The organism is Blautia hansenii, from assembly GCF_013304445.1.
In the GTDB taxonomy this organism is placed as follows: Bacteria; Bacillota; Clostridia; order Lachnospirales; family Lachnospiraceae; genus Blautia.
In genome coordinates, this window is the sequence record NZ_JAAITA010000001.1 from 99,845 (window position 1) to 113,397 (window position 13,553).

Below are 13,553 nucleotides of genomic sequence, written 5' to 3' on the forward strand. Positions count from 1 at the left end.
AGTACCTCCATATCCTTTATATTCCTGTTTTTATATAACAAAAAGACGCCTTTTATGCGAAAACACATAAAAGACGCCCTTGTCTGATATGGCTTGTATTTTATACTTGGGAGGGTGTTTTGTCAACTGTTAATTTCATTCTGTGAAAAAACTCCCTTTTTAGAGGTTGAAAAGATAAGATTTAACAGGTATAATAGTCCCTATCAGTAAAATGCAATAAATTTTATAAACTGTAGAAATAGAGGAGATTGTACAATGGAAAAGACAATGGAAAAGATTGTTGCACTTGCAAAATCCAGAGGATTTGTATATCCGGGTTCTGAAATTTACGGAGGTCTGGCTAATACATGGGACTACGGAAACCTGGGAGTTGAGCTGAAGAACAACGTTAAGAAAGCATGGTGGCAGAAGTTTGTAATGGAAAGCCCTTACAACGTTGGTGTGGACTGTGCGATTCTCATGAATCCTCAGACATGGGTAGCTTCCGGTCATCTGGGCGGTTTTTCTGACCCGCTGATGGATTGTAAAGAGTGCCATGAGCGTTTCCGTGCAGATAAGATTATCGAAGACTTCTGTGCTGAAAAAGGCATTGAAATCGAAGGAAGCGTAGACGCATGGAGCCAGGAAAAGATGAAAGACTTTATCGAAGAGCACCAGATTCCATGTCCGACCTGCGGCAAACACAACTTTACCGATATCCGTCAGTTCAACCTGATGTTTAAAACTTTCCAGGGCGTTACAGAAGATGCGAAAAACACCGTATATCTGAGACCGGAAACTGCACAGGGTATCTTTGTAAACTTCAAGAATGTTCAGAGAACCTCCCGGAAAAAACTGCCTTTCGGTATTGCCCAGATTGGGAAATCCTTCCGTAACGAAATTACACCGGGTAACTTTACATTCCGTACCCGCGAATTTGAACAGATGGAGCTGGAATTTTTCTGTAAACCGGATACGGATTTGGAGTGGTTCGCATACTGGAAACAGTTCTGCTTAGACTGGCTGCACAGTCTGGGATTAAAAGACGAAGAAGTCCGTTACCGTGACCATGACCAGGAAGAATTAAGTTTCTACAGCAAGGCCACTACAGACGTAGAGTTCCTGTTCCCATTTGGCTGGGGCGAGCTCTGGGGCATTGCCGACAGAACCGATTATGATTTGACACAGCATCAGAATGTATCCGGACAGGATTTGACCTATTTTGATGATGAAACAAATCAGAAGTACATTCCATACGTGATTGAGCCGTCTCTTGGTGCAGACCGTATGGTACTGGCATTTCTGTGCAGCGCTTATGATGAAGAGGTTCTGGACGCAGAGAAGAATGATGTACGTACCGTACTTCACTTCCATCCGGCGTTGGCACCGGTGAAAATTGGTGTACTGCCGCTGTCTAAGAAGTTAAACGAAGGCGCCTTAAAAGTATTTGAACAGCTTTCCAAGAAATACAACTGTGAATTTGATGACAGAGGAAACATTGGAAAACGCTATCGTCGTCAGGACGAAATTGGTACACCGTTCTGTGTAACTTACGATTTTGACTCTGAGACGGACGGAGCAGTAACGGTTCGTGACAGAGACAGCATGGAGCAGGAAAGAATTAAGATTGAAGACTTGAAAGATTACTTTGAAGAAAAATTCACATTTTAAGGTAGTCTGAAATTTTGGAGGCTATTGCTTAAAGCGATGGCCTCCTTTTGGTATTTTACGAAAGAGGGGCAGTGGTGATAATTTGTCAGATGATGCCGCATAAACTAAAAAAAAGTTGTATGAAATACATAAAAAACTTTGAAAAAACATAAAAATAATGTGCAAAAATCCATATATCTATTGAATATATGGATTTTTTTTGTTATAATCTTCAATAGATTCCGTTTTCAAAAAAAGGAGGAGAGGGCGAAATGGCGAAAAAAAGAAATATTATTGTAGGACAATCAGGCGGACCTACAGCTGTCATTAATTCCAGTCTTGCAGGTGTGTATAAGAATGCTATTGAGCGTGGATTTGATAAGGTATACGGTATGCTTCACGGCATTTAGGGATTACTGGATGAGCAGTATGTAGATTTGTCCACACAGATTCACTCCGAACTTGACATTGAACTTTTAAAAAGGACTCCGTCCGCATTTCTGGGCTCCTGCCGTTTTAAACTGCCGGAGATTCATCAGGATAAAGAGATTTATGAAAAAATCTTTGATATTTTAAACAAACTGGAAATTGATGCCTTTATTTATATCGGAGGCAATGATTCCATGGATACCATTAAGAAACTGTCAGATTATGCGATTCTGACAGGGCAGAGCCAGAAGTTTCTGGGAGTGCCAAAGACCATTGACAACGATTTAGCGCTTACAGACCACACGCCGGGATTCGGCAGTGCGGCCAAATACATTGGCGCATCCACGAAGGAAGTCATTCGGGATGCTCAGGGACTTACCTATAAAAAGAACATGATTACCATTATGGAAATTATGGGACGAAATGCAGGCTGGCTCACCGGTGCCACGGCGCTGGCCAAGACCGAAGACTGCGATGGACCGGATTTAATCTATCTTCCGGAAGTTTCCTTTGATATAGACAAATTCCTAAAGAAGGTGAAAGAACTTCTGAAAAAGAAATCGTCTATTGTCATTGCTGTTTCTGAGGGGATTAAGCTGGAGGACGGACGTTATGTCTGCGAACTTGGCAGCGTAGGAGACTATGTAGACGCTTTCGGACACAAGCAGCTTCAGGGAACCGCTACCTATCTGGCTAACTTCCTGGCAGCAGAGTGCGGCTGCAAGACAAGAGCAGTGGAATTATCTACTCTTCAGAGAAGCGCTTCCCATATGGCGTCCAGAGTGGATATTGACGAGGCCTTTATGGTAGGCGGTGCTGCTGTGAAAGCAGCAGACGAAGGGGACACCGGAAAGATGATAGTGATTGACCGTGTTTCTGATGACCCGTATATGAGCGCTACCGGAATTTATGATGTGCATAGAATTGCCAATGAAGAGAAGCTGGTTCCGAGAGAATGGATGAACCGGGAGGCCAACTATGTGACAAAAGACTTTGTGGATTATATCAAACCACTGATTCAGGGAGATTATCAGCCGATTATGGTAAATGGTCTGCCGCGACATCTTGTTTTGAAGATGAAAAAGAAATAAGATACAGGTTTTGTGAGAAGGTTTTATATAGAAGGAAAATCAGTCCGGATGGGGGTCCGGGCTGATTTTATGTCCATTTATTTCATATTATGAAATGCAATTTTGTATTGTGGAATTTTGACGGAAATAGAAGGGAAAATCAGGAAAAATTGCAAAAAAATTAACAAATCTTGCTTGACTATATGACTTCTTATGATAAAATATATTGTGTGCGAGCGCAGTTAGCCTGCACCGGGAAAAATAAGGACTGAACAATTTATTTTTCTAGTATCTACTTTTAGGAGGAATGTTCAAAATGGCAAAATGGGTTTATATGTTCACCGAAGGTGACGCATCCATGAGAAACACTCTCGGTGGTAAAGGTGCGAACCTTGCTGAGATGACAAAATTAGGTCTTCCGGTACCACAGGGATTCACAATTACAACAGATGCTTGTACTCAGTACTATGAAGATGGAAGAAAGATTAACGATGAAATCATGGAACAGATCATGGAAGCTATCGTTAAAATGGAAGAAGTAACAGGAAAGAAATTCGGAGATAAAGAAAATCCACTTCTTGTATCTGTTCGTTCCGGAGCAAGAGCTTCTATGCCAGGTATGATGGATACTATCCTGAACCTTGGTTTAAATGAAGAAGTTGTTGAAACTCTGGCAGAAGCATCAGGAAATGCTCGTTGGGCATGGGACTGCTACAGAAGATTTATCCAGATGTACTCTGACGTAGTTATGGAAGTTGGTAAGAAATACTTTGAAGAGCTTATCGACAAAATGAAAGAAGAAAAGGGTGTTACTCTTGACGTTGAACTTACAGCAGAAGACCTGAAAACTCTGGCTGGACAGTTCAAAGCTGAATATAAAGAAAAAATCGGTGAAGACTTCCCGGCTGACGCTAAAGAGCAGTTAATGGGAGCTGTTAAAGCCGTATTCCGTTCCTGGGACAACCCACGTGCTAACGTATATCGTCGTGACAACGATATCCCATATTCCTGGGGTACAGCTGTTAACGTACAGATGATGGCATTCGGTAACATGGGCGATGACTGCGGTACAGGTGTTGCATTTACTCGTGACCCGGCTACAGGTGAAAATGGTCTGTTCGGAGAATTCCTGACAAATGCACAGGGTGAAGACGTTGTTGCCGGAGTTCGTACTCCAATGCACATTTCCGAAATGGAACAGAAATTCCCGGAAGCATTTGCTCAGTTCAAAGAAGTTTGCAAAACTCTGGAAACACACTACAGAGATATGCAGGATATGGAATTTACTGTAGAACACGGTAAACTGTATATGCTGCAGACACGTAACGGTAAGAGAACAGCTCAGGCTGCTCTGAAAATCGCTTGTGACCTTGTTGATGAAGGCATGAGAACAGAAGAAGAAGCAGTTGCAATGATCGATCCACGTAACTTAGATACACTGCTTCACCCACAGTTTGATGCTGCTGCTTTAAAAGCTGCAACACCAATGTCCAAAGCACTTGGAGCATCTCCGGGAGCTGCTTGCGGTAAAGTCGTATTCACAGCAGATGACGCTGTTGAATGGGCTGCAAGAGGAGAAAAAGTTATCCTTGTTCGTCTGGAAACATCACCGGAAGATATCACAGGTATGAAGAGCGCTCAGGGTATCCTGACAGTTCGTGGCGGTATGACATCTCACGCAGCCGTAGTTGCTCGTGGTATGGGAACATGCTGTGTATCCGGTTGTGGTGATATCACAATGGACGAAGCAAACAAGAAATTTACATTAGGCGGAAAAGAATTCCATGAAGGAGACAGCATTTCTCTGGATGGTTCTACAGGTGCTATCTATGATGGAATTATCCCAACAGTAGATGCTACAATCGCTGGTGAATTCGGAAGAATCATGGGATGGGCTGATAAATACAGAACAATGAAAGTTCGTACAAATGCTGATACTCCAGCAGATGCTGTCAAAGCTCGTGAGCTTGGTGCAGAAGGTATCGGTCTTTGCCGTACAGAGCATATGTTCTTCGAAGGTGACAGAATTGACGCATTCCGTGAAATGATTTGTTCTGAAACAGTAGAAGAAAGAGAAGCTGCTCTTGAGAAAATCCTTCCGGAACAGCAGGGAGATTTCGAAAAATTATACGAAGCTCTTGAAGGTAACCCAGTTACAATTCGTTTCCTGGATCCGCCATTACATGAGTTCGTTCCTACAACAGAAGAAGATATCAAGAAATTAGCAGATGCTCAGGGCAAAACAGTTGAACAGATTAAAGCAATCATCGATTCTCTTCATGAGTTCAACCCAATGATGGGACATCGCGGATGCCGTCTTGCAGTTACTTACCCAGAAATTGCTAAGATGCAGACAAAAGCTGTTATCCGTGCAGCAATCAACGTACAGAAAGCTCACGCTGACTGGAACGTTTGCCCGGAAATCATGATTCCACTTGTTGGAGATACAAAAGAATTAGCATACGTTAAGAAATTCGTTGTTGAAACAGCTGACGCTGAAATCGCAGCAGCTGGTATTGAATTACACTACGAAGTTGGTACAATGATTGAAATCCCAAGAGCTGCATTAACAGCTGACGAAATCGCTAAAGACGCTGACTTCTTCTGCTTCGGTACAAACGACTTAACACAGATGACATACGGATTCTCTCGTGATGATGCTGGTAAATTCTTAGATGCTTACTATGATGCAAAAATCTTCGAAAACGATCCATTCGCTAAATTAGACCAGATTGGTGTTGGTAAATTAATGGAAACAGCTATCAAATTAGGTAAACCTGTAAATCCAAACTTACACATCGGTATCTGTGGAGAACACGGCGGTGACCCAAGTTCTGTAGAATTCTGCCATAAGATTGGCTTAGACTACGTTTCCTGCTCACCATTCCGTGTACCTATCGCAAGGCTGGCAGCAGCTCAGGCAGCTATCAATGCGAAAAGGGCTTAATGCTTTGGCAGATTGTAAAAAGTAAAAATATGTAACATAAAAGGACTTTGCCTTGGTATAGGATTCTTTCGGAAACCTGAACGATACAAGGCAGAGTCCTGTTTCTTTTCAATAGAACAGAGTGGAGAGAAGAAAATCATGTATTGACATATCATGCATTTAATGTTACTCTCTATATACTTTGTGAAAAACAGGAAGGAGAGAAAAATGAAGCACAGATTAAAATCAACAGTTGCAATTGTGTTAATGATTATGTTTGGCATTTTTCTGCCTTCTTTTTTGCTGTCCGAAGGTTCGGAGGTTTTTGTGAAAGAATCCGGATCAGGTATGCAGACAGAAGCAAAGTATACGGATAATGTGGAGAAGAAAATTCTTCACGAGAACTATATGCGTCTGGAGAGTCAGAAGGAAGTTTTTTCTGCACAGAAATTTGAGCAGCGTAAGCATGTTTACAGACTTTCCATGGAACTTTTGGCATTTCTTATATTCTCTTTGGGTGTATGTCTGAAGAGGGTCTATTTGTCGTACATTCAGTTTTATTCCTTTTCTTTTGCGCGTTTTCTGCGCGAGTATTATATCCTATTAAAAAAAGACGGAAAAAAACGAAGTCTTGCTTTCGGAACTTTATAAAATAAAAGGTTATAAAGAAAGCGGGAAAAAATGAAAAATAAAAAATTACATATTTGGGTTGCTCTTGCAGTAATCGTTCTGTTTGTGTGCCTTGCAGTTTTCGGATGCGGAGAGGATATCAAAGGAATTCGTGACATGCGTTTCGGAATTGATATCCGAGGCGGTGTGGAAGCTGTTTTTGAACCGTCAGGTCTGAAGACAAACCAACAGAGGAACAGTTGGAAATGGCCAGGGAGGTTATTGAGACACGTCTCGACGCACAGAACATTTTAGACAGGGAAGTAACGGTAGATGAAAAAGCAGGGGATGTGATTGTGAGATTTCCCTGGAAGTCGGATGAAAAAGATTTTAATCCGGAAGAAGCTATCCAGGAACTTGGAGAAATGGCAGAATTGACCTTCCGCGGTTCGGACAATACCGTGTATATAAAAGGCTCCGATATTTCCAGAAGCCAGGTAGGTTTAGATGAGCAGAAGCGATATGTGGTGGAACTGGAATTCAGCAGTGAAGGTGCAAAGAAATTTGCAGAAGCCACAGAAAAGCTTGTGGGACAGAATATGGGAATCTATATGGATGAAGAACTGATTTCCAATCCCACGGTCAATGCCAAAATCACAGGCGGCAAAGCAGAAATTACAGGTATGTCCTCGAAGGAAGAAGCACAGAGCCTTTCGGACAAGATTAATTCAGGCGCTCTTCCTTTTTCCATGGAGACGACCAATTACAGTACGATTAGTCCCACACTTGGCGGTAAGGCTTTAAATGCCATGGCGCTGGCAGCAGAAATTGCAATGATACTGATTTGTCTGTTTATGATATGCTGGTATCGTCTTCCGGGAGTGATAAGCTGCCTGACACTGGCCTTTCAGATTGCACTGCAGGTTCTGGTTATTTCTGTTCCTCAGTATACCATTACACTGCCGGGAATTGCAGGCCTGATTTTGTCGGCTGGTATGGCGGTGGATGCCAATATTATTATCAGTGAACGAATCAGCGAAGAACTGAAAAAAGGAAATTCCGTCAGAACTGCAGTGAAGAATGGATACAAAAGGGCATTTTCCTCTGTCTTGGATGGAAATATTACAACTGCGGCAGTAGCAGGAATTTTGATGATTTTTGGTTCCGGTACCATGCTTAGTTTTGGATATACACTGCTTACCGGTGTAATTATCAATCTGCTGGCAGGCGTCTGGATGTCCAGATATATGTTGAATTCTGTAATAAGATACAAGTTCTTCAATAAAGAAAAATGGTTCCGAAGAAAAAAGGAAAAAAAGATACTGAAATTTGCAGAGGCAAAGAGGTATTTCTTCCTGGCCAGTCTGGCAATGCTCATCGTGGGAACCATATGGAGTTCTGTAAACGGAATTAAGCTGGATACGCAGTTTACCGGCGGAGTTATCTTGCGGTATACATACAGCAAAGAGGCAGATACCGGAGAAATTCAGAAAAAGGTAGAGGAGATTGTGGACAGAAGTGTGAATGTACAGACCTCTGAAGATTCCGCTACAGGAGAAAAGAATCTGGTTATTACGCTGTCCGGAAAGAACGGGCTGACCCCTGACCAGCAGAAAGAAATTTTAACTGCTATTAATGAGGGAAACGACAATCAGTTTGAAACCTCAGAAACTTCAGCAGTAGAACCTTATATCGGTGCAAAGGCATTGAAAAATTCAGCCATTGCCATTGTGCTGTCTTTCCTGTTTATTGTGGTATATATTCGCCTTCGGTTTTCTGCTCTGGGAGGACTTGCATCCGGTGTTACAGCTGTAATAGCGCTGCTTCACGATATTCTGATAGTCTTGTTTGTGTTTGGAATTTTCCGGATTCCGGTAAACGATGCATTTGTGGCAGTTACCCTGACAATTATCGGATATTCTATCAATGATACCATTGTATTATATGACAGAATACGTGAACACAGAAACGGCGTGAAGCAGAAGAATACCCTGGCGGAGCTGGTGGATATCAGTACCACAGAAACCCTGCAGCGTTCCATTAATACTGCATTTACCGTAGTATTGTGTGCGGCTATTATTTTGATTGTTTCAGTTGTTTACGGAATGGAATCTATTACGAATTTCTCACTGCCTCTTTTGGCCGGACTTGTTTCAGGATGTTATTCTTCTATTTGTATTGCCGGACCTTTATGGGTATGGCGGGAAGAACACAAAGAAAGGATTCAGAAAAAAAAGACAGGACGAAAAGAAAAATGAAAAAGATGAATATGTTTTTAAGAAGTCAGCCGCCCGGCAGAATGATTGTGGGAGGATTTGCGGCCGTCATTCTCCTCGGAATGATTTTGCTGCTCCTTCCTATATCTGTAAAGGACGGCGCAGAGGTATCCGTGATAGACGCGCTGTTTACCTCTACCAGTGCGGTCTGTGTAACGGGTCTGATTGCCATTGATACAGCGGACCACTTTACCGCCTTTGGACAGGGAGTTGTTGTAGCTCTGATACAAATCGGCGGCCTGGGTGTCACGTCCCTTGGAGTAGGTCTCATGCTGGTGGCAAGAAAAAAGGTTGGTCTTAAAAGCCGGATGATGGTAAAGGAAGCCTTAAACATTGACACCTATAAGGGAATTGTAAAACTGGTAAAGGCCGTATTATTAATGACTTTATGCTTTGAAGCGGGAGGAGCAGTGTTAAGTTTTCTGGTTTTCAGCAGGGATTACGATACACTGCATGCCGTAGGAATCAGCATTTTCCATTCCATTGCGGCCTTTAACAACTCGGGCTTTGATATTCTGGGAGGACTTAGAAATCTGACGCCTTATCAGAATGATGTTTTACTGAATCTGACCACCAGTATTCTGATTATTTTTGGCGGATTGGGTTTTCTGGTCATTCTGGATTTGCTGAAACAGAGATGCTTCCGGGAATTGACGCTTCATTCCAAAGTGGTCATTGTTACCAGTGTGGTATTGCTTGCAGTGGGAACGGTTCTGCTGAAAATAACAGAAAATATTACATGGCTGGGAGCCTTCTTTCAGAGTGTTTCTGCAAGAACGGCTGGTTTTTCCACCTATCCCATTGGCGAATTTACCAATGCAGGGTTGTTTGTACTGTGTATTCTGATGTTTATCGGTGCATCTCCGGGTTCTACAGGCGGCGGTATCAAGACAAGTACCTTTTTTATCATGTTTCAGAAGATAAGAGGAACCTGTACCAAAGGAACTGTGCATGCATTCCGGCGGAATAGATCTGAGCAGAATATTTCAAAGGCTTTCATGATTACCATTCTTTCAGGAACTGTAGTATGCATTGCAGTATTTTTTATGTGTATTCTGGAACCGGACCTGAGTTTTATGCAGCTCTTATTTGAGGTGGTTTCTGCATTTGGAACTGTGGGACTTTCCACGGGAATTACGCCGGGGCTTAGTGTGGCAGGAAAAGCAGTCATCATCCTTGTGATGTTTACCGGAAGAGTGGGAGTCATCACCTTGATTACTATATGGGTCAACCGTTCAGAGCCAAGAGCAAGATATTCAGAAGAAGAAGTTGCAATAGGATAAAAAGGAGAAAATAAAAATGAAAAAGAAGCTAGACGCAGCATACGGAGTGATTGGGCTGGGACGCTTTGGAGAAGCGCTGGCCACTATGCTGGCACAATCAGGAAATGAAGTCATTGCAGTAGACAAAGATGAAAAGAAGATAAGAGAAATACGGCAGTATACGGACTGTGCTTTTGTGGCAGACAACCTGAGTGCAGATACTTTAAAGGAAATCGGAATACAAAATTGCGATGTTGTTATTATTTGCATTGGCGAACAGGTGGATGTCAGCGTATTGACAACCATGAGCGTCATAGAGATGGGAGTGCCCAGGGTCATTGCAAAAGCATTAAGCCCTGAACAGGGAGCCGTGCTTGAAAAACTTGGTGCGGAAGTGGTATATCCGGAGCGGGATATGGCGCTGCGGCTTGGGAAGAAGCTGTTGTCCAATAACTTTTTGGAATATGTTTCTCTGTGCAACCAGGTGGAAATTCGCCAGATACCTATTTCGGAGCGTTTGATTGGAAAAAGCATAGAAGAGACAGAAATTCGTCAGAGATACCGGCTGAACATCATTGCCATTGAGAACGGAGATGAGACGAATATTGAAGTAATTCCGGATTATCGTCTGCGCCGGGATGATATTATTGTGGTAATCGGAAAAACAGACAACATTACTGCATTTGCAAATGAAATTTAAAGACCGGAGGAAGAGAGCATGGAATTGACATTTATAAATTTCTGGCAGGAGGTTGTAAGAAATCCGGTGCTGTTTATTACAGTGGTTCTTACATTGGGGGTTATTTTCGTAAATGGCTGGACGGACGCGCCCAATGCCATTGCTACCTGCGTAGCAACCAGATGTATGCCGGTGAGGGCCGCAATCCTGATGAGTGCAGGGTTTAATTTTCTTGGTGTTTTTGTTATGACACAGATTAACAGTTCGGTGGCGTCCACCATTAGTAACATGGTAGACTTCGGAGAACATACGAATGAGGCTTTGATTGCCTTGTGCGCGGCCTTGTTGTCTATTGTTATTTACAGTACAGCGGCCTCCTTTTTCGGAATTCCAACCAGTGAAAGCCACAGCCTCATTGCCGGCCTGTCCGGAGCGGCCATTGCCATTCAGCAAGGTGTGGGCGGAATCAATTTCGACGAATGGGTAAAGGTTTTGTACGGTCTTGTTCTGAGTCTGATTCTGGGATTTGCAACCGGATGGGTTGTGTGCAAGATAATTACAGTTGTGTGCCAGAGTATGGACAGACGGAAGACAAACCGCTTTTTTGGAGGCGCCCAGATTGCCGGAGCAGCGGCTATGAGCTTTATGCATGGAGCCCAGGACGGACAGAAGTTTATCGGTGTTTTGTTTTTGGGAATTGCCTTTTCGGGAGGACATACATCCGTAAGCGGTATGGAAATTCCGGTATGGCTGATGCTTGTATGCAGTGTTGTTATGGCTGTGGGAACCAGTGTAGGCGGTGAAAAGATTATTAAATCCGTGGGCATGAACATGGTAAAGCTGGAGCGTTATCAGGGCTTTTCCGCAGATATTGCAGGAGCTGTCTGCCTGCTGTATTCCAGTCTGATGGGAGTTCCGGTTTCTACGACACACACAAAGACCAGTGCCATTATGGGAGTAGGAGCAGTAAAAAGGCTTTCTGCCATTAATTTCGGAGTTGTAAAGGATATGATGCTGACCTGGATTTTTACTTTCCCGGGCTGCGGACTGATTAGTTTTTGTATGGCAAAAATATTTATGTATATATTTGGATAAGAGGAGGACTACAAATGTCAAAAAAACAGGATGATTACTATTTTGATAATTTTATCAAATGTGCAGAATACAGCTGCAAAGAGGCGTATTTATTAAAAGAGATACTGACTAAGTTTCAGCCGGAAGAAATTTCTAAGAGAATGGAAGAAGTCCATGAGATAGAGCGTCAGGCCGATTCCCAGAGACACGAGATTACAGATAAGCTGGCAAAGGCGTTTATCACACCGATTGAGAGAGAGGATATTATTGCGCTCAGCCACCATATTGATGATGTTACGGATAAGATAGAGGAAGTACTGATACGTGTTTACATCAATCATGTACAGGAAATGCGGCCGGAAGTGTTTGCTATGCTGGATGTAGTGATTGAATGCTGTGAGGAGCTTCAGAATCTTTTGAAAGAATTTAAGAATTTCAAACATTCTAAAGAATTAAAGAAGAGCATTATCCGCCTGAATACCTTAGAGGAAAAAGAAGATGAATTATTTATGTCCAGTATGAGAAAACTTCATGTAGAAGAGCAGGATGTAAGAAATATCATTGCGTGGAGAGAGATTTATACGTATCTTGAGAAATGCGCGGATGCCTGCGAGCATGTAGCTGATATTGTGGGCAGTGTTGCAATGAAGAACACCTAAACATTGAAAAGAGAGTGATGAGAAAAAATATGATGAAAGAGCAGAAAACAGGAAACAGAAAAACGCGCATGTTTTTGATTCAAATGCTTCAGGGAATGCTGATTGGTCTGGGTTCCGTCCTTCCGGGGATTTCAGGAGGTGTTTTGTGTGTTATTTTTGGGATCTATAAGCCGGTGATGGAATTGCTGTCTAATCCCAGAAAATACTTTCTGGTGCATATCCGGAAATTGTTTCCGGTGATTCTGGGCATTGGAGTCGGCTTTCTCGGTGTTGCCAATATATTGGCATTTTTCCTGGAGAAATATCCGAATCCATCGGTGTGCCTTTTTGTAGGACTGATTGCAGGTATGCTGCCATCTCTCATGCAGGAGGCAGGAAAAGAAGGCAGAACAAAAGGCTCCTGGATAGCCCTGATGATTTCTGCAGTGGTAATTTTTGCAGTATTGGCGGCCTTGGAGATTTTGTCCGTGAAACTTGTGCCCAATGTGGGCTGGTATGGTTTCTGCGGTGTATGCCTGGCCTTAAGCGTGATTGTTCCGGGAATGAGCTTTTCTACGCTGCTGATGCCTTTGGGGCTGTATACACCATTTATTGAAGGCTTGGGACATCTGGATATGAGTGTCATCCTTCCCGGAGGGATTGGAGCCCTTGTAACGGTTGTGTGTTTTGCGAAACTGATGGACGCCCTTTTGAAAAAATACTATTCTTATGTATTTCATGCCATTGTAGGTGTTGTAATCGCGGCAACCATTATGATTATACCGTTTGGAAGTTTTGCCTCGTCCCTGGGCAGTATGATAACAAATGTTCTTTGTCTGGGAATTGGAGCAGCCTGCTCGCTTTTATTAAATCGAGGAGAAAAAGAAGAGGAAGCGCTGCAATAAAACGTCCGGATTGTGAAAGGGAATATGATAGGAAAAAGCCAGCTTTGAATTTTAAA

General features: G+C 42.8%; 8 protein-coding genes and 2 pseudogenes. All 10 read left to right on the forward strand.

Annotated features, from left to right (window positions below):
- The first annotated feature begins 255 nt into the window (after nucleotides 1–255).
- The 10 genes and pseudogenes from G5A70_RS00535 to G5A70_RS00580 all read left to right on the forward strand — a co-directional run bounded on the left by G5A70_RS00535 (nucleotide 256) and on the right by G5A70_RS00580 (nucleotide 13,497).
- Nucleotides 256–1,650: a glycine--tRNA ligase gene (locus G5A70_RS00535; protein WP_173747178.1), complete on the forward strand. Its 1,395-nt coding sequence runs from the start codon at nucleotides 256–258 to the stop codon at nucleotides 1,648–1,650.
- 251 nt (nucleotides 1,651–1,901) lie between these two features.
- Nucleotides 1,902–3,149, forward strand: a pseudogene (locus G5A70_RS00540) (6-phosphofructokinase).
- A 295-nt stretch (nucleotides 3,150–3,444) separates the two neighbouring features.
- Complete coding sequence (gene ppdK / locus G5A70_RS00545; RefSeq protein ID WP_173747495.1) at nucleotides 3,445–6,075, forward strand: pyruvate, phosphate dikinase; 2,631 nt, start codon at nucleotides 3,445–3,447, stop codon at nucleotides 6,073–6,075.
- Between the two features lie 207 nt (nucleotides 6,076–6,282).
- On the forward strand, nucleotides 6,283–6,705 hold the full coding sequence (locus tag G5A70_RS00550) for a hypothetical protein (RefSeq protein WP_173747179.1): 423 nt from the start codon (nucleotides 6,283–6,285) through the stop codon (nucleotides 6,703–6,705).
- Nucleotides 6,706–6,735: 30 nt separating this feature from the next.
- Nucleotides 6,736–8,921, forward strand: a pseudogene (gene secF / locus G5A70_RS00555) (protein translocase subunit SecF).
- Nucleotides 8,918–10,222: a TrkH family potassium uptake protein gene (locus tag G5A70_RS00560; RefSeq protein ID WP_173747180.1), complete on the forward strand. Its 1,305-nt coding sequence runs from the start codon at nucleotides 8,918–8,920 to the stop codon at nucleotides 10,220–10,222. The pseudogene secF and the gene G5A70_RS00560 overlap by 4 nt, the downstream one beginning before the upstream one ends.
- A 16-nt stretch (nucleotides 10,223–10,238) precedes the next feature.
- Nucleotides 10,239–10,901, forward strand: a complete 663-nt coding sequence (locus G5A70_RS00565; protein WP_173747181.1) for a potassium channel family protein — start codon at nucleotides 10,239–10,241, stop codon at nucleotides 10,899–10,901.
- A gap of 18 nt (nucleotides 10,902–10,919) precedes the next feature.
- Nucleotides 10,920–11,975, forward strand: coding sequence for an inorganic phosphate transporter (locus G5A70_RS00570; RefSeq protein ID WP_173747182.1), 1,056 nt, complete (start codon nucleotides 10,920–10,922; stop codon nucleotides 11,973–11,975).
- Nucleotides 11,976–11,989: 14 nt separating this feature from the next.
- Nucleotides 11,990–12,613 (forward strand): DUF47 domain-containing protein, encoded by a 624-nt coding sequence (locus G5A70_RS00575; protein WP_173747183.1) that lies wholly within the window; start codon nucleotides 11,990–11,992, stop codon nucleotides 12,611–12,613.
- Nucleotides 12,614–12,642: 29 nt separating this feature from the next.
- A complete protein-coding gene (locus G5A70_RS00580) occupies nucleotides 12,643–13,497 on the forward strand; it encodes a DUF368 domain-containing protein (protein WP_226853420.1) in 855 nt (284 codons plus the stop codon).
- The last annotated feature ends 56 nt before the right edge of the window (nucleotides 13,498–13,553 follow it).